The 24,607-nt window shown below is 44.0% G+C and carries 29 protein-coding genes and 1 riboswitch; of the genes, 26 read left to right on the forward strand and 3 right to left on the reverse strand.

Annotated elements, in window-relative coordinates:
• Window positions 1–11 precede the first annotated feature (11 nt).
• The 19 genes from EYS13_RS03735 to EYS13_RS03825 all read left to right on the forward strand — a co-directional run bounded on the left by EYS13_RS03735 (window position 12) and on the right by EYS13_RS03825 (window position 17,074).
• Window positions 12–1,199 (forward strand): phosphopentomutase, encoded by a 1,188-nt coding sequence (locus EYS13_RS03735; RefSeq protein WP_227766064.1) that lies wholly within the window; start codon window positions 12–14, stop codon window positions 1,197–1,199.
• Window positions 1,192–2,016, forward strand: coding sequence for a purine-nucleoside phosphorylase (locus EYS13_RS03740; protein WP_227766066.1), 825 nt, complete (start codon window positions 1,192–1,194; stop codon window positions 2,014–2,016). The genes EYS13_RS03735 and EYS13_RS03740 overlap by 8 nt, the downstream gene beginning before the upstream one ends.
• Window positions 2,017–2,190: 174 nt before the next feature.
• Window positions 2,191–3,342, forward strand: a complete 1,152-nt coding sequence (locus tag EYS13_RS03745) for a D-alanyl-D-alanine carboxypeptidase family protein (protein ID WP_227766068.1) — start codon at window positions 2,191–2,193, stop codon at window positions 3,340–3,342.
• 157 nt (window positions 3,343–3,499) lie between these two features.
• Window positions 3,500–3,838 carry an STAS domain-containing protein gene (locus tag EYS13_RS03750; RefSeq protein WP_227766070.1) on the forward strand — a complete coding sequence of 113 codons (339 nt, stop codon included), beginning with the start codon at window positions 3,500–3,502 and terminating at the stop codon, window positions 3,836–3,838.
• An 11-nt stretch (window positions 3,839–3,849) separates the two neighbouring features.
• Complete coding sequence (gene spoIIAB, locus EYS13_RS03755; RefSeq protein ID WP_227766073.1) at window positions 3,850–4,302, forward strand: anti-sigma F factor; 453 nt, start codon at window positions 3,850–3,852, stop codon at window positions 4,300–4,302.
• Window positions 4,303–4,318: 16 nt separating this feature from the next.
• Window positions 4,319–5,116, forward strand: a complete 798-nt coding sequence (gene sigF / locus EYS13_RS03760) for an RNA polymerase sporulation sigma factor SigF (RefSeq protein ID WP_227766075.1) — start codon at window positions 4,319–4,321, stop codon at window positions 5,114–5,116.
• A 79-nt stretch (window positions 5,117–5,195) separates the two neighbouring features.
• A complete protein-coding gene (locus EYS13_RS03765; RefSeq protein ID WP_227766076.1) occupies window positions 5,196–5,399 on the forward strand; it encodes a dodecin family protein in 204 nt (67 codons plus the stop codon).
• A 354-nt stretch (window positions 5,400–5,753) separates the two neighbouring features.
• On the forward strand, window positions 5,754–6,158 hold the full coding sequence (gene spoVAC / locus EYS13_RS03770; RefSeq protein WP_227767792.1) for a stage V sporulation protein AC: 405 nt from the start codon (window positions 5,754–5,756) through the stop codon (window positions 6,156–6,158).
• Between the two features lie 37 nt (window positions 6,159–6,195).
• Entirely contained in the window at window positions 6,196–7,209 is a 1,014-nt protein-coding gene (gene spoVAD, locus EYS13_RS03775; RefSeq protein WP_227766079.1) for a stage V sporulation protein AD, read from the forward strand.
• An 18-nt stretch (window positions 7,210–7,227) separates the two neighbouring features.
• Window positions 7,228–7,584 carry a stage V sporulation protein AE gene (gene spoVAE / locus EYS13_RS03780; protein ID WP_227766081.1) on the forward strand — a complete coding sequence of 119 codons (357 nt, stop codon included), beginning with the start codon at window positions 7,228–7,230 and terminating at the stop codon, window positions 7,582–7,584.
• A gap of 18 nt (window positions 7,585–7,602) precedes the next feature.
• Window positions 7,603–8,187, forward strand: coding sequence for a stage V sporulation protein SpoVABEA (spoVAEA, locus tag EYS13_RS03785; RefSeq protein ID WP_227766083.1), 585 nt, complete (start codon window positions 7,603–7,605; stop codon window positions 8,185–8,187).
• The gene (locus EYS13_RS03790; protein WP_227766085.1) at window positions 8,174–9,706 is read left to right on the forward strand and encodes a spore germination protein; all 1,533 of its coding nucleotides are present in this window, start codon (window positions 8,174–8,176) and stop codon (window positions 9,704–9,706) included. Before spoVAEA ends, EYS13_RS03790 begins: the two co-directional genes overlap by 14 nt.
• 115 nt (window positions 9,707–9,821) lie before the next feature.
• The gene (locus EYS13_RS03795; RefSeq protein ID WP_227766088.1) at window positions 9,822–10,484 is read left to right on the forward strand and encodes an MgtC/SapB family protein; all 663 of its coding nucleotides are present in this window, start codon (window positions 9,822–9,824) and stop codon (window positions 10,482–10,484) included.
• Between the two features lie 176 nt (window positions 10,485–10,660).
• Window positions 10,661–11,206, forward strand: coding sequence for a hypothetical protein (locus EYS13_RS03800; protein WP_227766089.1), 546 nt, complete (start codon window positions 10,661–10,663; stop codon window positions 11,204–11,206).
• Window positions 11,207–11,422: 216 nt separating this feature from the next.
• Window positions 11,423–13,093, forward strand: a complete 1,671-nt coding sequence (locus EYS13_RS03805; RefSeq protein ID WP_227766091.1) for an efflux RND transporter periplasmic adaptor subunit — start codon at window positions 11,423–11,425, stop codon at window positions 13,091–13,093.
• Window positions 13,090–13,779, forward strand: a complete 690-nt coding sequence (locus EYS13_RS03810; RefSeq protein WP_227766093.1) for an ABC transporter ATP-binding protein — start codon at window positions 13,090–13,092, stop codon at window positions 13,777–13,779. The genes EYS13_RS03805 and EYS13_RS03810 overlap by 4 nt, the downstream gene beginning before the upstream one ends.
• Complete coding sequence (locus EYS13_RS03815) at window positions 13,770–14,939, forward strand: ABC transporter permease (protein WP_227766094.1); 1,170 nt, start codon at window positions 13,770–13,772, stop codon at window positions 14,937–14,939. The genes EYS13_RS03810 and EYS13_RS03815 overlap by 10 nt, the downstream gene beginning before the upstream one ends.
• A 105-nt stretch (window positions 14,940–15,044) precedes the next feature.
• A complete protein-coding gene (locus EYS13_RS03820; RefSeq protein WP_227766097.1) occupies window positions 15,045–15,725 on the forward strand; it encodes a response regulator transcription factor in 681 nt (226 codons plus the stop codon).
• Window positions 15,725–17,074, forward strand: coding sequence for a sensor histidine kinase (locus tag EYS13_RS03825; protein ID WP_227766099.1), 1,350 nt, complete (start codon window positions 15,725–15,727; stop codon window positions 17,072–17,074). Before EYS13_RS03820 ends, EYS13_RS03825 begins: the two co-directional genes overlap by 1 nt.
• Before the next feature lie 106 nt (window positions 17,075–17,180).
• Here EYS13_RS03825 and EYS13_RS03830 read toward each other — a convergent pair whose 3' ends face one another.
• The 3 genes from EYS13_RS03830 to EYS13_RS03840 are packed head-to-tail and all read right to left on the reverse strand — an operon-like array spanning window position 17,181 to window position 18,215.
• On the reverse strand, window positions 17,181–17,753 hold the full coding sequence (locus tag EYS13_RS03830) for a manganese catalase family protein (RefSeq protein ID WP_227766100.1): 573 nt from the start codon (window positions 17,751–17,753) through the stop codon (window positions 17,181–17,183).
• Window positions 17,754–17,765: 12 nt separating this feature from the next.
• Entirely contained in the window at window positions 17,766–18,023 is a 258-nt protein-coding gene (locus tag EYS13_RS03835; RefSeq protein WP_227766101.1) for a spore coat protein CotJB, read from the reverse strand.
• 3 nt (window positions 18,024–18,026) lie between these two features.
• Entirely contained in the window at window positions 18,027–18,215 is a 189-nt protein-coding gene (locus EYS13_RS03840; protein WP_227766103.1) for a spore coat associated protein CotJA, read from the reverse strand.
• A gap of 239 nt (window positions 18,216–18,454) precedes the next feature.
• Window positions 18,455–18,641: riboswitch (Lysine riboswitch) on the forward strand.
• An 89-nt stretch (window positions 18,642–18,730) separates the two neighbouring features.
• Between EYS13_RS03840 and lysA the strand changes: the two genes are divergently transcribed.
• From lysA to ytfJ, 7 genes are all read left to right on the forward strand, one after another.
• Entirely contained in the window at window positions 18,731–20,077 is a 1,347-nt protein-coding gene (gene lysA / locus EYS13_RS03845; protein WP_227766106.1) for a diaminopimelate decarboxylase, read from the forward strand.
• Window positions 20,078–20,346: 269 nt separating this feature from the next.
• Window positions 20,347–20,967 (forward strand): site-2 protease family protein, encoded by a 621-nt coding sequence (locus EYS13_RS03850; RefSeq protein ID WP_227766107.1) that lies wholly within the window; start codon window positions 20,347–20,349, stop codon window positions 20,965–20,967.
• 20 nt (window positions 20,968–20,987) lie between these two features.
• On the forward strand, window positions 20,988–21,977 hold the full coding sequence (gene trpS / locus EYS13_RS03855; protein ID WP_227766109.1) for a tryptophan--tRNA ligase: 990 nt from the start codon (window positions 20,988–20,990) through the stop codon (window positions 21,975–21,977).
• Window positions 21,978–21,995: 18 nt separating this feature from the next.
• Window positions 21,996–22,751, forward strand: a complete 756-nt coding sequence (locus EYS13_RS03860) for a segregation and condensation protein A (protein ID WP_227766111.1) — start codon at window positions 21,996–21,998, stop codon at window positions 22,749–22,751.
• Window positions 22,741–23,268 (forward strand): SMC-Scp complex subunit ScpB, encoded by a 528-nt coding sequence (scpB, locus tag EYS13_RS03865; RefSeq protein ID WP_227766112.1) that lies wholly within the window; start codon window positions 22,741–22,743, stop codon window positions 23,266–23,268. The genes EYS13_RS03860 and scpB overlap by 11 nt, the downstream gene beginning before the upstream one ends.
• A 140-nt stretch (window positions 23,269–23,408) precedes the next feature.
• A complete protein-coding gene (locus EYS13_RS03870) occupies window positions 23,409–24,173 on the forward strand; it encodes a DUF2953 domain-containing protein (RefSeq protein ID WP_227766113.1) in 765 nt (254 codons plus the stop codon).
• The gene (gene ytfJ / locus EYS13_RS03875; RefSeq protein ID WP_227766115.1) at window positions 24,121–24,546 is read left to right on the forward strand and encodes a GerW family sporulation protein; all 426 of its coding nucleotides are present in this window, start codon (window positions 24,121–24,123) and stop codon (window positions 24,544–24,546) included. The genes EYS13_RS03870 and ytfJ overlap by 53 nt, the downstream gene beginning before the upstream one ends.
• Window positions 24,547–24,607 lie beyond the last annotated feature (61 nt).

Raw genomic sequence — 24,607 nt, forward strand, 5'->3', positions numbered from 1 at the left:
AGGTGAATAGTGTGATTAAAAGAGTTTTATTGATAGTTCTTGACAGCGTAGGGATTGGAGAACTCCCCGATGCGGAAAAGTACGGGGACACCGGCAGCAATACTCTTGGTAATATAGCCGCTACAGTCGGGCTTAAGTTACCTAACATGCAAAACATGGGCCTAGGCAATATAGCTCCTCTCCATGGAATTGAACCTGTAACGCAACCTACCGCCGCTTTTGGCAAAATGGCGGAGCTTTCACCGGGAAAGGACACAACAACCGGCCATTGGGAAATAGCGGGAATTATTTTGGAAAAACCATTTCCTACTTACCCCCATGGCTTTCCCCCTGAAATTATCGAGGAATTTGAGCGGAAAACAGGCAGGAAGGTATTAGGCAACAAAGTAGCTTCAGGGACAGAGATCATTGGAGAATTAGGTGAAGAGCATCTTAAAACCGGAAGGCCTATCGTTTATACTTCTGCTGACAGCGTGTTTCAGATCGCTGCTCATGAGGACATAATTCCCCTGACTGAATTATACGAAATGTGCAAAGCTGCCCGAGCAATTTTACAAGGCGACCATGCTGTGGGAAGGGTTATTGCCCGGCCATTTATAGGCTCACCGGGTAATTTCCAGAGAACAGCTAACCGGCATGACTATTCTTTGGCCCCGCCTAGCCCCACCGTGCTGGAATTAATAAGGAATAGCGGTTTGGAAGTAGTGGGGGTAGGAAAAATTAATGATATCTATGCAGGCAAAGGCATTACCAGGTCGGTATCAATTAAGCATAACATGGATGGCGTGGATCGTACCATTGAAGTTTTTCAAGAGGTAGCTTCAGGCTTGGTATTTACCAATCTTGTAGATTATGATTCCAAATACGGGCATCGCAATGATCCGGTTGGTTACGCCAAAGCTTTGGAAGAGTTTGATGGCCGTTTACCCGAAATTTTAAGTGTTTTAGATCAGGAGGATGTTTTGATCATTACCGCCGATCATGGCTGCGATCCTACAACACCCAGTACCGATCATTCCAGGGAGTATGTACCGCTTTTAATTCATGGAGCCAAAATAAAAGTAGGCGTTAATCTCGGAATTAGAAAGAGTTTTGCCGATTTGGGTGCAACAGTAACTGACATGTTGGGGGTAGCTCCGCCTCCCCACGGGGTGAGCATGTATAAATTAATTGCGTTACAGGAGGTCAGCAATGCATAATCTAAAACACAAGTTAGAAGACAGTATAGGAGTAATTAACCAAGTCAGGGGAGATCTTCAGCCACGGGTCGGTTTAATTTTAGGATCAGGTTTAGGCTCATTGGCAGAAGAAATTACAGCAAAAAAAGTAGTTCCCTATAAAGATATCCCTCATTTCCCTGTTTCCACCGTTGAAGGCCATGCCGGACAACTTGTTTTTGGGATGCTGGGAAAGGCCCCGGTTATGGCCTGTCAAGGGCGCTTTCACTATTATGAAGGGTATACTCTGTCGGAAGTTACTTATTCGGTACGGGTGATGCAGCAATTAGGCATAAAAATTTTAATAGTTACCAATGCGGCGGGAGGTATTAACAAATCTTTTAAACCCGGGGATTTAATGCTTATTTCAGATCATATTAATCTAATGGGAGATAACCCTTTACGCGGTAAAAACAACCCTGAGATGGGCCCCCGGTTTCCCGATATGTCGGAAGCGTACTCTCAAAAATTAGGACTTTTAGCGCAAAGCGCGGCTGCTGAGCTAGGGATAAACTTGCAAACAGGCGTTTACGCAGGTGTGTTTGGCCCCAGCTATGAGACGCCCGCCGAAATCAGGTATTTGCGAACAATAGGTGCTGACGCGGTTGGGATGTCGACTGTACCGGAGGTGATTGTGGCTAACCACGGAGGCATGGAAGTGTTGGGAATTTCCTGCATAACCAATATGGCGGCAGGCGTTTTAGACCGCAAACTTAACCACGATGAGGTAATTGAAACCGCCGAAAAAGTGAGGGTCAAGTTTAGTGGTTTAATAAAAAGAATACTGGATACTATTTGATTTCAACCCCGGTTTCCGGGGTTTTTTTATTTGTTCTGAAAACATGCTAAAGTGCTTTGGCGTGCATTGGTAAACTGGTTGACTTTAACAAAACGCCAGCGGCTAAATCTTGCATGAGTATGTGGTAAACATCAAATACTAGATCAAGCAATTAAGTTCACGAGGAGGAATAACATGAGAAGATTTAAAGTTTTATTGCTGGTATTGGCTTCCCTGGCTGGTATATGGTCGCTGGGAATTAAAACCGCATACGCCGAAGGGCCTAAACTTAATGCTGAAGGAGCCATCTTAATCGAGGCGGAATCGGGGCAGGTTTTATTTGAACAGGATGCAAATAAACCTTGGTACCCCGCCAGCATAACGAAAACCATGACATTAGCCCTGGCGTTGGAAGCAGTGGAAAAAGGCAAGGTTAAACTAAGCGACATAGTACAAGCCAGTGAAAACGCCTGTAGCTATGGTGGTTCTCAGGTCTGGCTTGACCCCAGGGATCAGTTCACATTAGATCAAATGTTGATTGCTATTGCTGTCGGTTCAGCCAACGACGCCAGCGTAGCTGTTGCTGAACACATTGCAGGTACAGAAGAAAACTTTGTTAGGCAAATGAACGCTAAAGCAAAAGAGCTGGGCTGTACCAATACAAACTTTGTTAACGCTCACGGGCTGCATGATGATAACCATTATACATCACCGGCTGATATGGCCAAAATAGCGAGGTATGCCTTAAGCTTTCCCAAAATTTTGGAATACACCTCTATCAAACACTACAAGTTCCGTGAAGCACCAAAAGAACTGATTCTTGATAACACCAACAAATTGCTTTGGAGGTACCCGGGTACCGATGGGCTAAAAACCGGAACAACTTCTCAAGCCAAGCGCAACCTGGTTTCAACAGTGCAAAGGGATAACCTCCGGCTTATAGCGGTTGTCATGGGCGCGGATCAAAAGGGAGGGCATTTTGCTGAATCTATTAAACTATATAACTGGGCATTCTCTCAATTTGGCTATAAACAATTTTTTGGCAAAGGTCAGGTAGCTGCCCACACAAAAGTCAGTAAAGGAGTAGTGGGGGAAATACCGTTGATAGCCGCCCGCAAAGTTGGCGCTTTGATGAACAAGGACCAAGAAAGTAAAATCGAAACAAAGGCCATCATTCCCGATTATATTCCCGCACCTGTTAAAAAAGGACAAAAAGTAGGCGAAATTCAAATCTTGCAAGACGGTAAAATAATAAATAAAGTAGACTTATTAGCAAAGGATAGTGTTGCTAAGGCCACTTACTGGCAGTTGTTAAAGCGGACTTGGCGTAAAGTCTTCAGTTTTTAATTCCATATAACCTTCAGCAAAAAGCTTCTACAAATTTTGTAGAAGCTTTTTATATTATTCGACATAATAATACCAAAAATTAGCAGGAATAATTTTCTGGTCCGTAGAATACGAGCAAAGCAAAAAAATATACCAACTATTTTATCTGGGAGGAACAATGATGCATATAGAGACTAGAACTGAAAAGGATACCTTAATCGTCACGGTTAAAGGGGAATTAGACCTTGTTATTGCAGAAAAATTCAAAATTACGGTGGAAGAAGCCTTGGAACGAAGTAGAGCTAAGAATTTAGTCCTGGATTTAGAAGGGGTATCTTTTATTGATAGTTCCGGACTGGGAGCAATTTTAGGCCGTTATAAAACGGTTACAGGGCAGCATGGCTCGATGTCAATAGTGAATCCCCAGGCCCCGGTAAAAAAGATCTTAGAACTATCAGGCATATTGCGTATTTTAACTATTCACCAAGATATGACTTCAGCGCTGGCTGCTATGTAGGGGTGGTACAGATGGATAAAAAAATCAATAATTGGCGAAATTATATAAAGTTAGAATTTGCCAGCTTACCTGAAAATGTTGGTTTGGCCAGGGTAGCAGTTGCTTCCTTTGCTTCACAGGTCGATTTAACTTTAAATGATCTGGAAGAAATTAAAGTCGCAACTTCTGAAGCGGTGTCAAATGCAATTATTCATGGTTACGAAAACTCACCCGAAGGTATTGTTGTGATCGAGGCTTTCAGGGACGAAACAAAGTTGATTTTAACCGTGGAAGACAGGGGAAAAGGTATAGCAGATGTGGAACAGGCTATGCAGCCGGCTTATACAACCGATCCGGAACGTATGGGTTTAGGTTTTGTGTTTATGAAGTCATTTATGGATCATCTTGAAGTCACCTCCAGACTTGGAGAAGGAACAAAAGTGATCATGACTAAAAATCTAAATCCAGTTGATGCCGTGAACTAAAGGTGGCGCTATTGACATGGTAACACGCCTGTCTGAAATGAATTTGCCACGTTTCCCTTTGTTATCGGAAGAGGAAATGGTCAGTTTACTGACTAAAGCTAAAAATGGTGATGCTTCTGCCCGGGAAACTTTAATCAATTGTAACCTTAAGCTTGTTTTCAACCTGGTTCAGCGTTTTGAAAACCGAGGTTATGAATTGGAGGATTTGTTTCAAATTGGCACTATCGGTTTAATGAAAGCCATTGATAAATTCGATTTCAGCTATAATGTTAAATTTTCAACTTATGCTGTGCCGATGATTATTGGGGAAATTAGGCGTTTCCTGCGGGATGATAGCCCGGTCAAAGTAAGCAGAGCCGTTAAGGAAACGGCTTACAAGATTCATCGTACGAGGGAAAACCTGATTAAAGAACTGGGAAGAGAGCCTACCATTAGTGAGATAGCGGAAAGGTTGGAAGTTCCCAGGGAAGAAATAATTAATGCTATGGAAGCTGTTCAGATGCCAACATCAATCCATGAGACATTATATCAGGATGAAGGGGATCCGATTTACATTTTGGATCAGTTAAGTGATGAAAAGGAACAGGAAAGTTGGTTTGACAAAATTGCCTTGAAAGAAGTTTTAAAAAAATTGCCTGAAAAGCATCGTCAGGTTATTTTACTGCGTTTTTTCCAAGACAAAACTCAAATCGAGGTTGCCCAAGTAGTGGGGCTATCGCAGGTTCAGGTTTCAAGGATTGAACGGCAAGCACTGAAAAATATTAAAGAATTGTTAAACAGCGATACATGTTTTACTAAGCAGCAGGCTAAATAACCTGCTGTTTTTTGCTGACATAAAAACGACTTAGAAATGAAATACTAACTCTAGATTATTTCCAAAGGAGGTATGACAGATGCATGTAAAAATCGTTGAATTGCTTGGTGAGTCTGATATTAGTTGGAAAGATGCCGTACAGAGAGCGGTAAAGGAAGCTTCCAGAGAGATTCCTAATATTACGGGTGTCGAAATTTACAACTTGACTGCAGGTGTAGAAAACGGAAGACTTACAGAGTTTAAGGCCAATGTTAAAGTTGCCTGTGCAGATGATGGGTTTTAATTATTTGATGACTGGTATTAAAACCAGTCATTTTTTAATCGCCTGGGAAATTATGCTGGTAAATTTCCAAGAGGTGGGGTTGTTAGGGAGAACCCCCCTTTATGTTATTAAGTGGTGTTACAGCGGGCGTCCCAGGGGACCATTGGGTACCCTGGGAAAAAACAAAGCATTACGTCTCAAATGCTTTTGTTCCGCTGCGGACAAGGATTGGTACTGAGTATAAAGACGCACTTCTGAGAAAAAATAAATTAGGGAGGTGGTACTTTAATGGTAAAGAGCTGGAAGGAGCAAATGGAATTACAGGAGCAAATAAAAAAGAGTCAACAGCAGTACCAGCAGGCACAATATCAGCAGATGGTCAATGCGGTTAAACCTAAGCCTCCGTTGGTGCGAAACGCTGTGGGAGCTTTTCTGGTTGGAGGCATGATATGCTTAATTGCTCAGTTGTTTTTAAATGCTTTTGTCGGACTGGGTTTACCCCAGAAAGAAGCCAGCACGGCCACAACGGTTGTTATGGTTTTTCTGGGCGCCTTACTTACAGGAGTTGGCATTTATGATAACATTGCCAAATTTGCAGGAGCAGGTTCGATTATACCAATTACCGGTTTTGCCAATTCAATCGTATCCCCTGCTTTAGAATTTAAAAGGGAGGGGTTTGTATACGGCGTAGCAGCCAAGATGTTCACCATCGCTGGTCCGGTATTGGCCTATGGCTTTTTAGTTTCTATAATAGTTGGCCTCATCTACTATCTTTTGTAGCCAAGGATAGCAAAATTTCCTTTACCAGGAGGCAAGCATGAGTCAAGCTAGCAAAAAAATAGGAAAGCAAACGATAAAATTTGCAAATCCTCCTTATATTATTGCATCGGCTGCCATCGTAGGACCTAAAGAAGGCGAAGGACCGCTGCGAAATTATTTTGACGTGATCAGCGACGATACTTATTTTGGTCAAAAGAGTTGGGAAAAAGCGGAACAATTCTTACTCGAGGAGACAATGAAAAAAGCCTTGCAAAAGGCCGACTTATTGCCAGAAAAAATAGATTATATGCTGGCAGGGGACCTTTTGAACCAAACTATCAGCGCAAATTATACTGCCCGTCAACTTGGCATACCTTTTTTAGGCCTTTATGGAGCTTGTTCTACAATGTGCGAAAGTATGGCTCTGGCGGCTATTCTAGTTGACGGTGGTTTTGCCGACTATGTGTTAGCAGCTACTTCCAGCCATTACTCTACGGCTGAAAGGCAGTACCGTTTCCCAACGGAGCAAGGCGTGCAGCGTCCGCCCAGTGCCCAGCGGACGGTGACCGGTTCCGGAGCTGTGGTAGTGGCCAGACAAGGCAAAGGACCAAGAATTACTTATGCCACCATTGGCAAAGTAATTGATTTAGGAATGAAGGATGCCAATGATATGGGCAGTGCAATGGCTCCTGCTGCTACAGATACTATTGTCCGTCATTTCGAGGATACCGGCAGGGGACCCGATGATTACGATTTGATCATTACCGGAGATTTAGCGACCATTGGACATGCTTTGACAATTCAATTGGCTAAGCAGCAAGGTTATAATTTGGAAAAAAATTATACCGATTGTGGTATTTTGATTTTTGACCCATCCCAGGACACCCATGCCGGGGGGAGTGGCTGCGGCTGTTCAGCAGTGGTTACTGCTGGATATCTTTTAAAGGAAATGCAAAATGGCAAATACAGGAAAATCTTAGGAGTTGGTACCGGAGCTCTACTGAGCCCTTGCGCTGTTCAGCAAGGTGAATCAATACCTGGAATAGGTCATGCAGTGGCCATAGAATTCTAACAGGCAGGAGGCAAATCAATGTCTTTATTAATGGCATTTTTAATCGGAGGGGCAATTTGCTTGGTGGGACAGTTAATTATGGATCTCACTCCTTTTAATGTAACACCTGGCCATGTGCTTGTTGGCTATGTCTGTGCCGGTGCTATAATCAGCGCTTTAAATCTCTATCAACCGCTGGTTGACTTAGGAGGTGCAGGAGCAACTATCCCCTTAAGCGGATTTGGGCATGCTTTGGCACAAGGGGCTATAGAGGGAGCGAGAAGTAATGGACTTCTTGGTGTTTTTGGTGGCGGCTTGGAAGCAACGGCAGTAGGTATAGCAGCTGCCGTAGTTTTTGGCTATATTGTAGCAGTAATATTTAATCCTCAAGGATAAGGGAGACTACAACGGGGAATGGAGACTGCCAGACGAAAAGTAATTGTAATAACCGATGGAGACAAAATAGCTAAAAAAGCGGTTGAGCAGGTTGCCCGGAGGGTAAGCGGAAGGTGTATATCCTTGTCGGCCGGTAATCCGACCCCTTTGACTGGTCCGGAAATAGTGGAATTAATTAAAGCAGCAAAATATGACCCCGTGTTAGTAATGTTGGACGACAAAGGGAGCAGCAAAAAGGGCAAAGGGGAAAAAGCCCTGGAGTATATTGCCAAACATCCGGATATTGAGATCTTGGGAGTTGTAGCAGTTGCCTCCAATACTGACCATACACAAGGTGTTGTAGTAGACAATTCTATTACGAAGGAAGGAGAAGTTGTTACCCAGGCAGTGGATAAACACGGTAATCCGAAAGTATTTAATGGTGCCGTGCTGGAAGGGGATACGGTAGATATTTTAAATGAACTTGACATACCCGTGATTATTGGAACCGGTGATACAGGCAAAATGGATGGTGCTGATTCACTGAAAAAGAAAGTACCCATAACGACTAAAGCGGTAGAAGAAATATTATTTAGGAGTGGGTATAAATATGGCCATTACTGATGAGCAAGTTAAAGTTTCAAAGAAATTAGAAATTAATATTGACTGGCTGAGCAGGGAATTAGGCGTAGGAAAAAGTTTTGATGTGATTTGCCGGGAAATTAGTTTTGCGGGAAAAGATGCCGCTTTATTCTTTGTGGATGGTTTTGCCAAAGACCAAATAATGATGTATGTTTTGAGAAGTTTGGCTTTGGTGAAACGGGAAGATTTAGCGCCCGATACATTTAAAAAACTGCTTAAGCAATACATTAACTATATTGAAGTGGAGACAACAGATGATTTACACGAAGTAGTAGACAAGGTATTGGCGGGTCCCATAGCTTTGGTGGTAGATGGGATCGAAGAAGTTATTATCATTGATGCGCGGGAATATCCGGTACGCGGCTTGGAAGAACCGGATCTGGAAAGGGTCGTGAGAGGTTCCAGGGATGGATTTGTGGAAACTATTGTGTTTAACACTGCTTTGATTAGACGTAGAATACGAGATCCCAAATTGCGCACGGAGATTTTACAAGCGGGGCAACGTTCAAAAACCGATATTTGTGTTGTGTATATTGAAGATATTGCTAATCCCGAACTGGTTGAGCAGGTAAAAGAAAAAATTAAAGCTATCAAAATGGACGGGCTGCCAATGGCTGAAAAGTCGGTGGAAGAACTGATTGCACCGGGCAGCAATTGGAATCCTTATCCTACCGTTAGGTATACGGAGCGGGCCGATGTAGCTGCGGTCCACCTTTTGGAAGGACATGTTTTAGTAATAGTAGATACTTCGCCCAGTGTAATGATTCTTCCGGCTACATTTTTTCACCATGTTCAACATGCAGAAGAATTCAGGCAAAGTCCTGCGGTTGGTTTTTTTCAACGCTGGGTAAGATACGCAGGAATCTTTTTAGCGTTAATCGGAGTGCCCCTGTACCTGTTGGTTTCCATGCATCCGGAATTACTTCCTCCGGCTTTAAAGTTTTTAGGCCCTTCCAAGGTGGGGAAGATAGGGTTGATGTGGCAGTTCCTGTTTGCCGAATTTGGCATCAATTTAATGCGCATGGCTGCAATCCATACTCCATCAGCCTTAGCTACGGCATTGGGCTTAATTGCGGCTGTTTTAATCGGGCAAGTAGCCATAGATATTGGCCTTTTTGCCCCCGAAACAGTACTTTACCTGTCCGTAGCAGCGGTTGGCACTTTTGCGACTCCCAGCTTTGAATTAGGAATGGCCAACACTTTAGCAAGAATCGTACTGATTGTTATTACCGGGTTGTTCGGGGTGCCTGGCTTTGCCATTGGTGTTCTAGGTTTATTAGCCTTTTTGGCTATGACCAAATCTTTTGGCGTTCCCTATTTGTGGCCTTTGATTCCCTTTAATTTTCAAGCTATGAAATCCATCTTGCTCAGGCCGCCAATCCCCATCCAAAACACCAGACCTAGTATTTTACGTCCCATCGATCGCAGCCGACAGCCCGCGCCTGCTCTTAAGCCGGGAAAAGAAGCTGAAAAAAGCAAAAATGGTAAGGAAAAAGAATAAAGTGCCGGTTTCCCGGCATTTTATATTTTGAATTTTAATTGCTATTTAAATTTGGTATTATAAGGTATAATATTACCCAAATCTGGATAGAAAGTTTAGGCGAGGAGGGAGACCGATGACCATCTCTTATTTGGATATGCTGGGCCGATTGATTTTGGCTACTATTTTAGGTGGTATCATTGGTTACGAACGGGAAAGCAGTCATCATTACGCAGGTTTACGTACCCATATGCTGGTTTCAGTGAGCGCAGCACTAATTGGGCTGGGTTCCATAATCCTTTTTAATCAGTATAAACACATGACTACCATGGATCCGCTCAGGGTAGGAGCCCAGGTTATTTCGGGGATTGGCTTTTTGGGAGCCGGTGCTATTTTGAAAACCGGGTCTACCATTCGCGGGCTAACAACAGCAGCCAGCCTGTGGGGTGTAGCCGCTATAGGGTTATTTACTGGGCTAGGAATAGTAATACCTACTTTAATGGCTACTTTAATTATCTATTTATCCCTGGATCTTGCCAAATATACAGACCACCTGGTACAAAAAAAAGCCTTCCTTTCCATAGATATTTTTGCTGAAGATGTCATCGGGCAAATTGGGGAAATTGGTTCCATACTCTTTAATCACGGCGTCAGTATCAAAAAAATCAACATTGAAAATCTAGATGGCAATGAGATTATAATTCATCTTTTGGTGGAGGCCCCTCACTTGGAAAGTGTGGGAAGTCTAACCAAAGAATTGCAAAAAGCCAGTGGTGTAAAAAGCATAAATATAGAATAAACAGGTGCCGGCACTTTGTCTGTTTTTTTGTTAGTAGCACCCACGCTCCTGGACCAATGAGCTACAGCGGCTAACTTCACATAATTTTACATATTTCCTTGACAATCATTCGAAACTTTTTGGTTAAATTAATCTCGTAAGCACCAGATATAAAAATTAAGGAGGAATGATCTATTATGACAATGAAGAAAAAATTAGCTGTTGCCACTTTGGGTGCTATGTTTGTTGTTTCCTCAATAGGGTCTGCATTTGCAGCCCAAGCCTCGGTAAAATCCCAGCAGCCTTCAGGGAAAGCATATTTTTTTATGCAACGGTTGGATGAATTAGCTAAGGAAAAAGGGATCACGGTAGAGGAACTGAAAGCTCAGCTTGAGCAAGAGCGAGAAGCAAAGCTGGCTGAAATGGCGAAGGAAAAAGGTATTACGGTAGAAGAATTAAAAGCGCAAATGAAAGAAAAGGGATTTGGCAGAAAAGGAAAAGTAAATCTTGAGGAATTGGCCAAAGAAAAAGGGATCACGGTAGAGGAACTGAAAGCTCAGCTTGAGCAAGAGCGAGAAGCAAAGCTGGCTGAAATGGCGAAGGAAAAAGGAATTACGGTAGAAGAACTGAAGGCCCAATTGCAACAACAGCGCGAAGCTAAGCTGGAGGAAATTGCCAAGCAAAAAGGAATTTCCGTAGGGGAATTGAAAGCTCAATTTGAAGCTAACAGGAAAGCTAAATAATTTGCAGAGACAGTAAAGGGGGGCGTGTTTACAACCGCCCCTTTCACTTCATTTGCAACCCCTAATCCACACGGTGCTAATTTTTACAATTTCCCAAAATTTAAAGATAATTATCCCATAATTGTAATTTACTCTGTAATCGTACTTGCAACGTAAAATATTGGCAGCGGCTAAGAGAGGCAAAGGCAAAAATTCCATCTGCGGGGGTTATAAAAAATGCAAATGACTAAAAAAACAGGCATATGGCTTCTTATAGCGGTAGTAGTTGTATTTGGTGTTGTCCTGGGTTGGCGGTTATTCTCAGCTAGGAGCAAAGCAACTGCCCAGTCTTCCCGGATAATGACTGCGAGGGTAGAACGGGGGGATCTTGAGGTAAAGGTTTCCGGTACGGGCACTGTGGAGGCTGCTGTTTCAGAGGAAGTGCGTACTCAAATGAGCGGTACAATTACCCGATATGAAATGAAAGAAGGGCAGCAGGTCCAGGCAGGTCAAGTATTAGCTGAACTGGAAGTGGAGGATATGGGCCTGCAAATTGAGAAAGCACGGCTGAACATAGCCATTCAAGAGCGGGAGTTGGCTACACTGCGCCAGGAAAAAACGCAGCAAACGGTAAAAGCCCCGGGCAGCGGGGAGATAACCTGGCTGGTCAAGGAAGGCGACCAGGTGCAGAAGAACAATGTGATCGCGACCATCCAGGATCGCAACATGTTGGAAGCAGTAGGCAAATTCAATTCGGCGCAAGTAAAACATATTAAGATAGGCCAAAAGGCAGAGGTGCTCTTGCCGGAATTCTTTTCCACCGTACCGGCCAGGGTAGTAGAAGTTGACACTTATTCCAAGCCTGGAAGCTCAGGTTCTATCCTTTACGATGTTAAAGTGGAGCTAGACAACCCCGGTGCTCTTGATGCCGGTATGTTGGGCCAGCTCACAGTTTTTACTCCGGCGGGAGAGCAGCGGGCAGTGGAAGATGTCGCTCTCGCTAACCCTGAGGGTGTAGACGTGCGTGCTCCTATTTCCGGGAAAATCACGAGGCTGCAAGTGGACAGCGGAAAGACCGTTGAGAGCGGTCAGTTGTTAGCGGAGATTAATGATCCGGACCGCGCCGACGAGCTTGCGGATCAGATTGCCACCGCTGAATTGAAGCTCCAGCAAGCTCGTATTGATTTGGAGGAGAAGTTGCGCCAGCATACGGAGCAGACACAAAAAAGCCAGGTGCTGGCCCCTGTAAGCGGTATCGTGGTGCTGCCTGAGGAAGCAATCGGTGTAGGCGATGACGTGAACCAGGGTACAGTGCTCGGTACCATTGTAGATAATTCCCGGATGAAAGTAGTTATTCCGGTGGATGAGTTAGATGTAACTAAAGTTAAGCCCGGCCAGCAAGTCAGAATTACTGCAGATGCTTTAGAGGGTAAAGAATTCTCCGGACAGGTGGTGAGCGTGGCTTCGCAGGGTGTCAGCGAAAGCGGTGTGGCTACTTTTGATGTTTCTATAGCCATTGAGCCCGTGGAAGGCTTAAGAGTTGGTATGACAGTAAACGCGGATATTATCGTAGACCATCGCCAAAATACCCTGTTAGTCCCTATAGAAGCAGTACAGAAGCGGGGGAACCGGAGCATCGTGTTAGTGGCTGATAATGAGGAGAAGGATAACGCGGGAACATCCCGTCCGGTACAAGTTAAGACAGGCGCCTATGATACATCACGGATGGAGATCCTCGAGGGTTTAGAAGAAGGTCAGGAGGTTATAGTACAGAGCACAGGCAGCAGCAATGTCCAAAGACAAGGTGGGTTCTTCATGCCCGGCATGGGCGGCGGGCCTCCCCAAGGTTATAACCGCCAACAAGGGGGAAGTCAAGGCTCAAACCGCCAACAGGGGGGAGGACGATGATTCGGGTTGAGGAGCTCACTAAGGTTTATAAAATGGGGGGAATGGCAGTCGAAGTTTTGAGAGGAATAGATCTTACCGTTGATCAGGGAGAGTTTGTTGCCATAATCGGCCCGTCGGGCTCAGGAAAGTCTACGCTGATGAACATTCTCGGCTGTCTTGATGTACCTAGTTCGGGAAAGTATTGGTTGAATGGCAAGGAAATTAGCCTGTTAACAGATAACCAGCTGGCAGAAGTGCGCAATAAGCACATTGGTTTTGTCTTTCAAAGTTTTAACCTGCTGCCCCGTTTATCTGCATTGGAAAATGTGGAACGCCCATTGGTGTATCGCGGTATTGGACGGAAGGAACGCCGGAAACGGGCGATGGAAGCGCTGGCCAGGGTGGGGCTGAAGGACCGGATGTTTCACCGGCCCACCCAGCTTTCCGGCGGTCAGCAGCAGCGGGTTGCTATTGCCCGGGCTTTGGTAGGAGAGCCTGCCCTCATTTTGGCCGACGAACCTACCGGCAACTTAGACAGTGTTTCCGGTCGTGACGTGATGAAGCTGCTCACGGAACTTCATGCACAGGGGAGAACTATTGTGCTCATAACCCATGACCAGGGGGTGGCCCGTCAAGCCCAGCGTCAGGTCAAAATTCAAGACGGGCATATTGTAGACCAGGAGGAAGGAGTGAGCTCATGGGCTTAGGTCAAGCGGTTCGGCTGGCTTTGGCAGCCATCTATGCCAATAAATTGCGCTCCTTTCTTACTATGCTGGGTGTGATCATCGGCGTTTTTTCCGTAGTTGCACTGGTTTCTATCGGACAAGGGGCTACAAGCCAAGTTACCGAACAAGTCCAAGGGATGGGTTCCAACCTGGTAACTTTAAATATCCGGGGACGCGGGGCTGTCAGCAGCATCACTTATGACGAAGCCATGGAGCTGGCTGACAGACCGGGCGTCAGCGCTGTGGCCCCGGTGGTGAACGGCCAAGTGACGGTGAAATACGGCAATACAAGTTATGATACCTCCCTGGAAGGCACTACCCCTGACTATACTTCGGTACGGAATCATCCTGTGGAACAGGGCCGTTTCCTCACATTTACCGATGTAGAGAACCGGCAGAAAGTGGCGGTAGTCGGTACCGATGTAGTAAAAGAACTCTTTTCTGGGACTAACCCGCTGGGGCAGGAAATAAGGATAAATGGCTCAGCTTTTACTGTAATCGGCGTTTTGCAACAAAAAGGGGGCAGCATGGGTGGTTCGAACGACGACAAGGTGATTATACCTATCAGCACTGCCCAAAGACTATTGCGTAACGCCGGGGTCCGGACTGTATATATTCAAGCCCAGTCCCCCGAAGAGGTGGACCGGGTGGTGGCTGTTCTGGAGGCTACTATGCAGCGCCGCTTCCGGGATGAGGAGGCTTACCGGGTTTTTAACCAGGCTGAAATGTTAGAAACGGTAGGAGAGGTAACTGGTACCTTAACCCTGATGCTGGGAGGAATTGCCGGAATTTCCCTCTTGGTTGGAGGAATAGGAATCATGAACATCATGCTGGTTTCCGTAACTGAACGGACCCGGGAAATAGGAATTTGTAAAGCCCTGGGCGCAAAAAAGCGGGATATCATGCTGCAGTTTCTCGTAGAAGCTATAGTCATCAGCGCGACCGGCGGAGGTTTAGGTCTGGCTCTGGGGTATGGCTTGACCAGACTGATCAGCAAATTTGCGCAATTAACGACCGTATTTTCACCCCAGGTGATAGCAGTTGCGTTCGGCTTTTCCCTGCTGGTTGGCGTGTTTTTTGGTATCTACCCGGCCAACAAGGCTGCCAATCTAAGCCCCATAGAGGCGCTAAGGGCTGACTGAAGTTAAAACAGGCAAGAATTGTGGAGAGAGAAAAGAAGGGACGTGTTGTATGACGCGTCCTTTTGGTATACTTTAGCTAAGCCAAATGCCATGGAGGTTATAGAGATGTCTTATCGTATTTTTTTAGTTGAAGACGACGGTAATTTGAATGCACTGCTTGCCTCGTATTTAAATAAGGAAGGATGGGAGGTTCATACTTTCTTAACGGGGGAAGAGGCAAGACAAGTGATTTATGATCGGCCCCATCTATGGATTTTGGACATTATGCTGCCGGACGTAGATGGTTACCAATTGATCAGTGAAATTAAAGCAGTTTCCCCCGACATCCCGGTAATCTTCATTTCCGCCCGGGATGCAGGCTTAGACAGGGTAATCGGCCTGGAGAAAGGGTGTGATGATTACTTACCTAAGCCTTTCTTGCCCAGGGAACTGGTCATCAGAACCCGTAAGCTGTTGGAGCGCATCTATAACAATACTTCTGTTACCAGTATCAGCACAAAAGTATTTTCACATCCTCCTTACCTAATTGATGAAAGCAGGAGAATTGTTACGATCCAAAATGAGAAAGTTGAATTAACTTCTAAGGAATTTGACCTCATGTTATTTTTTATTAAAAATCAAGGACAAGCATTGTTGCGGGAACAAATTTTAAACCATATCTGGGGTGAGGATTACTTTGGCACGGACCGGGTTGTAGACGACCTCGTGCGGCGCCTGCGCAAAAAAATGCCGGATTTGCGCATAGAAACTGTCTATGGGTATGGCTATAGACTGGTGAAAGCGTAATGAAAAACCGTCCGCTGGCTATACAAATCTGGATCGTATTCGGGGTTACGTTATGCCTCTTATTAATTTTAGCACTTATCTTAATTCCTTGGACACTGCGTATTTTTTTCACTCGCGAAATATACGTTACAATAGAAAATGCGCAAGCGCTCTTACTGGAATACGGTGAGACAGGCAAATTATTTCAACAAATGCCTCCAAATGAAAGAAACGAACAATTTAGGAACATGCGCAGGGTTAACCATGTAATGTTTTTTGCAGATGGCCGGCTTTTTTCCCCGAACTTTTTGGAACCAACTTTGTTAGAGCAGCTTAGACAGGAAGCTTTTGTTCAGAAAAGTGATACCGGTCGTTATTCCAAAAGTGTAAATACGAGAAGGTTATTTTATGTTATTAGAAAGGTAAAAGTGAGTGGACATGATGCTTATCTGCTGTCCTATATGTGGGAGACATACCGCAACGATCTGGTAAAAAAGCTATTTAGTCAACTGATGTTTATTATGGTTGGTGCGCTCCTTTTAAGTTGGATACCCTCTATTTGGTTTGCCAGATACCTGACCAGACCGCTTGTGGCACTGGAAAAGTATGTAAAGCGTGTCTCCGAGAGGGATTGGCATGAACCCCTGCAGTTAGAGCGTAAGGATGAAATTGGGAGGCTGGCTGAATCTATTGAGCGCATGAGACTTCAGCTTCTGCAGCATGATGAAACACAGCGTTCTTTTTTGCAACATATTTCCCATGAACTAAAAACTCCTGTAATGGTCATTCGCAGCTACGTGCAAGCAATACGCGATGGTATTTATCCAAAGGGGGATCTGCCAAGTACAGTTGAGGTTATAGATAATGAATCAGAAAGGCTAGAAAAACGTATTCATGATCTTTTGTATCTGACAAAACTGGATTACGTTTCCAAACAAGAGCCTGTACGGGATAATATAGATCTGGCAGAGCTGGTAGACGAAATAGTTGACCGGTTGCGCTGGCGTCGCCCCAACTTAAATTGGGCATTAGACCTGATACCTGTGGAGATTCAAGGAGACCGTGAACAGTGGACTGTAGCCATGGAAAATTTATTGGACAATCAAATTCGTTATGCGGAAAACACTGTAGAAATTTCGTTGGCAATGATTTCGGGGAATGAAAAGGCAAAAGCGTTAGTAAGAATTTGGAATGATGGCCCACCACTTGAACCGGGAGTGGCCGATACGCTATTTGACCAGTTTCGTAAAGGCTCTGATGGAGAATTTGGCCTTGGTTTAACTATTGTACACCGCATTGCTAATCTTCATCATGCGAAAGTATGGGCTTGTAATGAAAAGGATGGAGTAGCATTCTATTTGAAAATATAAAGCTGTCTGCATTATTATATTTTTTATCAAGTATCAGCCAGGCGGAAGAATTTAGGACACACCCTTTGATTTTTAGGTGTGTCCCTTTGATTACAGAATAAGGCAGTTAGAAAACTTTTTTGCTGTTCATGTACTCCTGCACATGAACCAGTGTTTCACCGAAACGCTGGAAATGTACTACTTCCCTTTCCCGTAAGAATCTTAAAGCGTCGATAACCCCGGGGTCGTCTGTTAAATTGATTAAATTTTCATAAGTTGCCCGGGCTTTTTGTTCTGCGGCCATGTCTTCATGCAGGTCGGCTACGGGATCGCCCAGAGCTGCTATATATTTGGCCGACCAAGGCACCCCGTTAGCATCCACCCAGAAGAGGGCCCTGTCGTGTTGGGCGTAATGTCCTCCCAGTCCCGCTTCTTTCAGAACTTCGATAGGGGCATCTTTGATTAACTGATAAACCATGGTCGCCACTATTTCCATATGGGCTAATTCCTCAGTACCGATATCAGTCAGGATACCTTTTGCCCTGTTGGTAGGCATGCTGTAGCGTTGATTTAGGTAACGCAAAGAGGCAGAAAGTTCCCCGTCGGGTCCGCCATACTGGGTAATCAAATATTTTGCCATTTGTACGTCGGGTTTAGTAATGCGCACAGGATATTCCAGTTTTTTTTCATAGACCCACATTCCAAGCCCTCCTTAATAGCTGAATTCCCAAGGCCAAGGATCTTCTATCCAACGCCATGGATATTGGCTGGGTGAATAACCATAAACGGTTAAAGGTCCATAACGGTTTTCATAAGTTCTTTTTAAAGCATTAAGCTCTTGAGTTACGCGATTATATTCGACAAGAGGTTCTCTTTCGCCAGGGTGCGTATCCAGATACAAAGTCAGTTCAATTGCTACAAACTCAAGCTCTTGAATTCTCCGCAGCATTTGAACTTGTTCGCGGTACATCAATTAAACCCCCTCCCGTTTGTGATAGGGCCTGTATAGCTCTGGAAAAAGTGTTCCTTTCTCTAAGGCTTCCTGCGGGTTAAAGATCCTGCCGTATCTTTGGTAAGGAATGTAGGCTTCAGCTAATCTTAGCCGCGGTGAGTAACTTTCGTGTTCATTGTGATACTCCGGTGCTTGATATTCTTTTTCCATGGTTTCCCTCCTTAATTACAATCCTAGTTTAGTATATTACAAAAGATGGCATGGTGTTACATTTCAGAGGATTTCTGGTAATCAGAAAACTATTTGTTTATAGAATGTAGTGGAAAATGGTCGAAACTAGCCAATGTGGAACGACTTACGGGGCAGGCATAAATATTTGTTATTGACAAAGTTGTCCTATGGTGGTATGATATCAATAACATAACTTAATAAAATACCTCATCTCTGTGAGGTGAGGTAGAGGCGCGAAGGGTCAAGAGTACTTATAAGGATTATGGGAATAAGGTGAATTATAAGGAAAGGGGCATTCGCCGAAGTTCAATGGCTTCCCAGGCTGTTGAGCTGGGTCTGCATTTAAGAAATGCAGGACTGTCACCCGGTTTTATCCTGGAAACCGGGTGGAGCACTATCTCACGTACAGGAAAGAGGTGGGCACATACCGAATTTTTGCGGCTATGGGTGTTGCTCATAGCCGTTTTTATTTTACTAAATAAGGGGCGATATAAATGAAATTACATGGCACGATGAAAATAAATAATCAAGGCCATTTAGAAATTGGTGGCTGCGACACCGTGGAATTAGTTAAAGAATATGGCACTCCCCTGGTTGTCTTGGATGAAGCTCTGTTCCGGCAAACCTGTCGCCAATATTACCATTATTTTGTTGAACGTTTTCAGAATGCTGAAGTTATTTATGCCAGTAAGGCTTTTATCAGTCCTGCTGTTTGTAAGATTATTGAGGTAGAAGGCTTGGGACTGGATGTTGTTTCGGGAGGGGAATTATATACCGCCTTACAGGCGGATTTTCCGGCCCGAAAGATATATTTTCATGGCAATAACAAAAGCCCGCAGGAATTGTCCATGGCCCTTGAGGCCAAGGTTGGCCGGATAGTGGTTGATAATTTTTATGAGTTAGAAATGTTAGATAAAATGGCTGAACTTTTCAAGGTTAAGGCGGATATATTATTGCGGATAACCCCTGGTATTGAGGCCCATACTCATGAATTTATTAAGACAGGACAAATTGACTCTAAATTTGGGTTTACTTTACCTAACGGGCAAGCTCTGCAGGCTGTGCGGGAAGCTATAAATTTGCAGAATATCAAGCTGCGGGGTTTGCATTGCCATATTGGCTCACAAATTTTTGAAATGGAATCTTATCGCCATGCAGCACAAGTCATGATGGGCTTTGTGAAAACCATCAAGAAAGAGCTGAACTTTGTAACTGAAGAACTAAATTTAGGGGGAGGCTTTGGCATTTATTACAAAGAAGGTGATACTCCTGCCCAGATTAAGGTTTACGCTGAAACTGTTATGAACACTGTCAAGGAACAAGCAAAACACCTGGGTTTAACAATGCCTAAAATTATAGTTGAGCCCGGTCGTTCCATTGTGGGCCCTGCGGGAACAACGCTTTACTCCGTGGGTTCGATCAAGGAGATCCCCGGCGTTCGCAAGTATGTAGCCGTAGACGGTGGAATGGCAGATAATATCAGACCTGCCCTTTATGGGGCAAAATACGAAGCCATCCTGGCCAACAAATGCACTCATCCAGCTGAAGAGACGATTTCAATTACGGGCAAATGCTGCGAGTCCGGAGATATGTTGATTCATGATATTATGCTCCCTAAGGCAGAGGCTGGAGATGTTTTAGCAATTTCTTGCACCGGAGCATACGGATACTCAATGGCTAGCAACTATAATTCCCTTGGCAAACCGGCGGTAGTTTTAGCTGTCGACGGCCATGCGGATTTGATCATTAAAAGAGAAAGCCATCAGGATTTGCTCAGGAACCACATTATTCCGGAACGGTTGCAAAAAGGAAAAACTATGTCATTTGCCTCAATGGGTTAAAAAAAGCAAGGAAAAAGTTTCCGCACTACACTTGTCAAGCTGTCAAACTATTTTACCACAGCGTGGACAAAGCTAGCGCGCCAATCAGGTGTGCGTACCCGTTTTGCCCACGCTTTTTTTATTTTTATAAAGGATGTGTTGCCTATAGCGTCTCTCCCGGCATATTTGCACAATCAGGTTTTGTTGAAGTAGTTTATGAAAACATGATATAATCTATAGAAATGCAAGACGAGACTGAGCGGTAAAAAAATGCTTTGGGGAGTGGTGGGATGTTTTTCGATAGCTGGATCGAAATTTTAGTAGGCATACCGGCAATTTTATTGGCTATAACTTTTCATGAGTTTGCCCATGGAAAAACCGCAGCAATTCTAGGTGATCCAACACCTGAAAATGAAGGTAGGCTTTCACTGAATCCCCTTAAGCATTTGGATCCTTTGGGAGCATTGATGCTGCTGGTGGTAGGCTTTGGTTGGGCCAAGCCTGTACAGGTAAACCCGTTTCATTTTCGCGGTGACCGGCAAAAGGGAATGCTATACGTAGCCCTGTCCGGACCGCTGATGAATCTAATTCTCGCGTATTTAAGTACGGTTGCCGTAAGAATAGTAGGTCTGCATTCCGGAATTCTGGGAATGTTTTTCTATTATTTGATGTGGTATAATGCAATGCTGGCAGTGTTCAACTTGGTTCCTTTACCACCCCTGGACGGTTCAAAAATCCTGGCCGGATTATTGCCGCGCAGTCAGGCCGCAGCCATTTACCGTTTGGAGGCATATGGCCCCATGATTTTGCTGCTTTTGCTGGCTACGGGTGTATTAGGAAGGCTTATTGGTCCGTTGGTAGATTTTGTAATCCAGCTGCTGACCACAGCCGCAGGATGGGGAATATTCTAAAGCTGAAAAGGAGATTGAAAATGAGCAAAGGTATCATTTTGAGTGGTATGCGTCCAACAGGCAAGTTGCATATAGGTCATTTAAGCGTCCTGGAAAACTGGGTGAGATTACAAAGTGAGTATGAATGTAATTTTGCCATCGTAGATTGGCATGCTCTAACCACCTCGTTTGATGACACCTCACTTATCAAAGAAAATGTTTGGAACATGGCTTTGGATTGGTTAGCTGTCGGCATTGATCCCGAAAAAAGTACGATCTTTATTCAATCCAGAATCCTGGAGCACGCTGAACTGCATCTTTTGTTCTCGATGTTCACTCCTTTATCCTGGTTGGAAAGGGTTCCTACTTATAAGGATCAAATCCAGCAGCTTGGCATGCAGGGGAAAGATATCTCTACCTATGGATTTCTAGGTTACCCGCTGCTGCAGGCTGCAGATATTTTGGTTTACCGGGCTAATGCGGTTCCAGTCGGAGAAGATCAACTGCCGCATCTGGAATTATGCAGGGAGATTGCCCGCAGGTTTAACTTTCTTTACCAAACAAACCTGTTTCCCGAACCTCAGGCTTTGCTGGCTAAAATAGCTTGGCTTCCCGGTGTAGATGGACGCAAGATGTCTAAAAGCTACCATAATGAAATTGCTATTGACGCTAGTGAAGAGGAAATTGCGGCTAAAGTAAGACAGATGGTGACGGATCCGCAGCGCATTCACAAAACTGATCCGGGGCATCCGGAAGTTTGTACTGTTCATATCTACCAAAAATTATATAATACCGGTGGCATCGAAGAAATTACCGAAAGCTGCCGCAGTGGCGCTATTGGCTGTGTAGCATGCAAAAAGCAACTGGCTGCCAAGATTAATGAAGCGTTAATGCCCATTAGAGAAAAAAGGAAAGGACTGGCTGCAAAACCGCAACTGGTCAAAGAAATTTTAGCTGCAGGAGAAGAATGCGCAAGAAAGAAAGCACGGGAAACTATGCAATTGGTCAGGGAAGCAATGGGTGTCCAATAAATTTTGAGGTGAGGAGCTTTGAGCTATCATATTACTTTAGATGTTTTTGAAGGTCCTTTAGATTTGCTCCTCCATTTAATCCAGAAGCAAAAACTAGATATTTATGACATCCCAATTGCCCAGATTACAGAGCAGTATTTAGCTTATCTCTCAGCGATGCAGCAGCTTGATCTTGAGGTGGCAAGTGAATTTTTAGTGATGGCTGCCACTTTGTTGGCCATAAAAGCAAAAATGCTTTTACCCCGCAAAGCTGCAGAACCGGAAGAAGCAGGGGAAGAACCGGAAGACCCCAGGGAAGAACTGGTTCAGCGTTTGGTAGAGTATCAGAAATTTAAAGAAGCTGCCAGTTTATTAAAAAATAAAGAGGTAAGGCAAGCACAAGTATTCTTTCGACCTTTGGATCAGGAAATCCTGGAAAAGGCCCTTAAGCAGATCAATCCACTGGAAAACGTACATTTAAACGATCTGCTTGGAGCATTGCAAAAAGTATTGGCAGAGGCACCTCAAGAAGAGACTCATGAAATTTCCAAAGAAGAAATAACAATTGTCGACAAAATGGATTATATCAGTAAACTCTTGGAAAGAGAGCAAGGTGGAGTTATTTTTCAAAATCTTTTTCCGCCTGGGACATCGCGTTTGGAAATAGTAATAACCTTTTTAGCTTTGCTGGAACTTATACGTTTACAAAAAGCAGCCGTTAACCAAAGTTCAAGTTACGGACCATTATGGATCTACCCTAAAGTTTGGCAGGAGGAAGAGGGTCGTGTTGTTTAGCGAAGATAAAAAGGCTATTCTCGAATGTTTGCTTTTTATGGCGTCAGAGCCCGTTTCACTCCCCAAATTGGCTGAATTGGCGGAACTAAATGAAGAAGATGTGCTGCTGCTTTTAAATGAGCTGAAGCTGGAACTGGAAAACCCGGTCCATGGAATTCAGCTAGTGGAAGTTGCTGAGGGATATCGTATAGCAACCAAGCCGCAATTTGCGCCTTATGTGGAAAAACTTTATAAACCGCAGTCAACCCACCTTTCCCATGCAGCGTTAGAAACTTTAGCTATTATAGCTTATAAGCAACCTATCACCAGAGCAGAAATAGAATCGATCCGGGGGGTTAAGGTTGACGGGGTTCTGAATAATTTAATTGAACGTAATTTAGTCCAAGAAGTTGGACGAAAAGAGGGACCGGGTAGACCAATATTATATGGCACAACCACCGATTTCCTATGTTATTTTGGCCTAAAAAACCTGCAGGAATTGCCTAACTTTGAAGAATTGAGAACAATTGCTAAGTGAAAAAACGATGATATAAAAAATAACCACTGTCAGTGGTTATTTTTTATATTTAGAAGGGAATAGTTTAGCAAATAACAGCAGAAAGGGGCAAATGCTTTACAGCGGATGGAATATCCAATGCAAAAAAGGGAAATATAACCTTGGGTAAAGGTGGAAAAGGGGGAGGTCAGCACAGTTCCTCGATGACAATTTTAATTGCATTACTAGCTTTCGCAGTTCTGCTGTTTTGGCTGCCTCTTACTTTTGAAATATTTTACCACAAAGATCGTGAGAACGATCTGCTGATTTGCAGTTTACGACTAACAGCGGTTTGGCAACTGTACAGGTTGGAAATCCCATCGGTATACTCAAATTTTAGTATTATAGGGAACAAGATGTTTGCTTTGGAGACTGAAATGCCAAATTCACTGGGAAATACGGAAGAACATAAGGTAGAAATAAGCAAGCCTCTTAAGCTGCTTTCCGATGTTTGGCCAACACTGCAAGTAATTTATACTCAATTTAAGAAGATTTATGCAAAAATTAATAAAGTCAATCGTGACTTTTTTAGGACAATCAGTTGTGAGGAATTAACGTGGCACACAGCGATCGGTTTGCCCGATGCTGCCCTAACGGCTATTTCCACAGGTTTTCTGTGGAATCTGAAAAATTTAGTTTTTAATAACCTCCATAATAATGTAAGAGTTGCCTTTAACAAACCGTCTTTTGAAGTAAAACCCGTTTTTAACTCCAAGTGCTTTGATGTTAACTTTAAGTGCATATTTGCTGTGCGCTTAGGTAATATTATATTTGCAGGATTGAAATTATTGGTATTGATTCTAGGCTTAATAACATGTAAAGGGGGCAACCACAATGAGCGATCATCCGATAGAAGCGCTAATGAAAACGGCAATGGAAAGCATTAAAGAGATGGTAGATGTAAATACAGTGGTTGGCGATCCGGTAGAGACTCCGGACGGCAGCGTAATTGTCCCAGTATCCAGAGTGTCGTGCGGTTTTGTAGCAGGTGGAGGTGAATATGAAGCAGCTAATGGTAAAGAAAATGAGAAATCATTGCCTTTCGGAGGTGGCAGTGGCGCAGGAGTATCTGTCCAACCGGTTGGTTTTCTCGTAGTTGGCCATGATCAGATTAGGCTTTTACCGGTAGACGGAAACGCTATCTTCGATCGCTTGATTGATGTAACTCCGAAAGTCATTTCACAAATCCAATCATTTTTCAGCAAAAAACAAGCACCTAATATTGAACAAATTACCCATGATTTGCAAGGCGGCGTTTAAAAACACTTCGAGAGAAGTGTTTTTTTAGATCCAGATTAGTTCTAGAATAAACCAGATTTAC

It is taken from the genome of Zhaonella formicivorans (genome assembly GCF_004353525.1).
Taxonomy (GTDB): Bacteria; Bacillota; DUOV01; order DUOV01; family Zhaonellaceae; genus Zhaonella; species Zhaonella formicivorans.

Bases quoted from the DNA above. Each gene is read 5' to 3' on its own strand.
- EYS13_RS03835 (WP_227766101.1), bottom strand. From the start codon at position 18,023: ATGTACCGCGAACAAGTTCAAATGCTGCGGAGAATTCAAGAGCTTGAG.
- EYS13_RS03790 (WP_227766085.1), top strand. From the start codon at position 8,174: ATGGCCATTACTGATGAGCAAGTTAAAGTTTCAAAGAAATTAGAAATT.
- spoVAC (WP_227767792.1), top strand. From the start codon at position 5,754: ATGGTCAATGCGGTTAAACCTAAGCCTCCGTTGGTGCGAAACGCTGTG.
- EYS13_RS03815 (WP_227766094.1), top strand. From the start codon at position 13,770: ATGGGCTTAGGTCAAGCGGTTCGGCTGGCTTTGGCAGCCATCTATGCC.
- EYS13_RS03765 (WP_227766076.1), top strand. From the start codon at position 5,196: ATGCATGTAAAAATCGTTGAATTGCTTGGTGAGTCTGATATTAGTTGG.
- EYS13_RS03850 (WP_227766107.1), top strand. From the start codon at position 20,347: ATGTTTTTCGATAGCTGGATCGAAATTTTAGTAGGCATACCGGCAATT.
- ytfJ (WP_227766115.1), top strand. From the start codon at position 24,121: ATGAGCGATCATCCGATAGAAGCGCTAATGAAAACGGCAATGGAAAGC.
- spoVAE (WP_227766081.1), top strand. From the start codon at position 7,228: ATGTCTTTATTAATGGCATTTTTAATCGGAGGGGCAATTTGCTTGGTG.
- lysA (WP_227766106.1), top strand. From the start codon at position 18,731: ATGAAATTACATGGCACGATGAAAATAAATAATCAAGGCCATTTAGAA.
- spoIIAB (WP_227766073.1), top strand. From the start codon at position 3,850: ATGGATAAAAAAATCAATAATTGGCGAAATTATATAAAGTTAGAATTT.
- spoVAD (WP_227766079.1), top strand. From the start codon at position 6,196: ATGAGTCAAGCTAGCAAAAAAATAGGAAAGCAAACGATAAAATTTGCA.
- EYS13_RS03745 (WP_227766068.1), top strand. From the start codon at position 2,191: ATGAGAAGATTTAAAGTTTTATTGCTGGTATTGGCTTCCCTGGCTGGT.
- spoVAEA (WP_227766083.1), top strand. From the start codon at position 7,603: ATGGAGACTGCCAGACGAAAAGTAATTGTAATAACCGATGGAGACAAA.
- EYS13_RS03805 (WP_227766091.1), top strand. From the start codon at position 11,423: ATGCAAATGACTAAAAAAACAGGCATATGGCTTCTTATAGCGGTAGTA.
- sigF (WP_227766075.1), top strand. From the start codon at position 4,319: ATGGTAACACGCCTGTCTGAAATGAATTTGCCACGTTTCCCTTTGTTA.
- EYS13_RS03840 (WP_227766103.1), bottom strand. From the start codon at position 18,215: ATGGAAAAAGAATATCAAGCACCGGAGTATCACAATGAACACGAAAGT.
- trpS (WP_227766109.1), top strand. From the start codon at position 20,988: ATGAGCAAAGGTATCATTTTGAGTGGTATGCGTCCAACAGGCAAGTTG.
- EYS13_RS03810 (WP_227766093.1), top strand. From the start codon at position 13,090: ATGATTCGGGTTGAGGAGCTCACTAAGGTTTATAAAATGGGGGGAATG.
- EYS13_RS03825 (WP_227766099.1), top strand. From the start codon at position 15,725: ATGAAAAACCGTCCGCTGGCTATACAAATCTGGATCGTATTCGGGGTT.
- EYS13_RS03750 (WP_227766070.1), top strand. From the start codon at position 3,500: ATGATGCATATAGAGACTAGAACTGAAAAGGATACCTTAATCGTCACG.
- EYS13_RS03740 (WP_227766066.1), top strand. From the start codon at position 1,192: ATGCATAATCTAAAACACAAGTTAGAAGACAGTATAGGAGTAATTAAC.
- EYS13_RS03830 (WP_227766100.1), bottom strand. From the start codon at position 17,753: ATGTGGGTCTATGAAAAAAAACTGGAATATCCTGTGCGCATTACTAAA.
- EYS13_RS03800 (WP_227766089.1), top strand. From the start codon at position 10,661: ATGACAATGAAGAAAAAATTAGCTGTTGCCACTTTGGGTGCTATGTTT.
- EYS13_RS03820 (WP_227766097.1), top strand. From the start codon at position 15,045: ATGTCTTATCGTATTTTTTTAGTTGAAGACGACGGTAATTTGAATGCA.
- EYS13_RS03795 (WP_227766088.1), top strand. From the start codon at position 9,822: ATGACCATCTCTTATTTGGATATGCTGGGCCGATTGATTTTGGCTACT.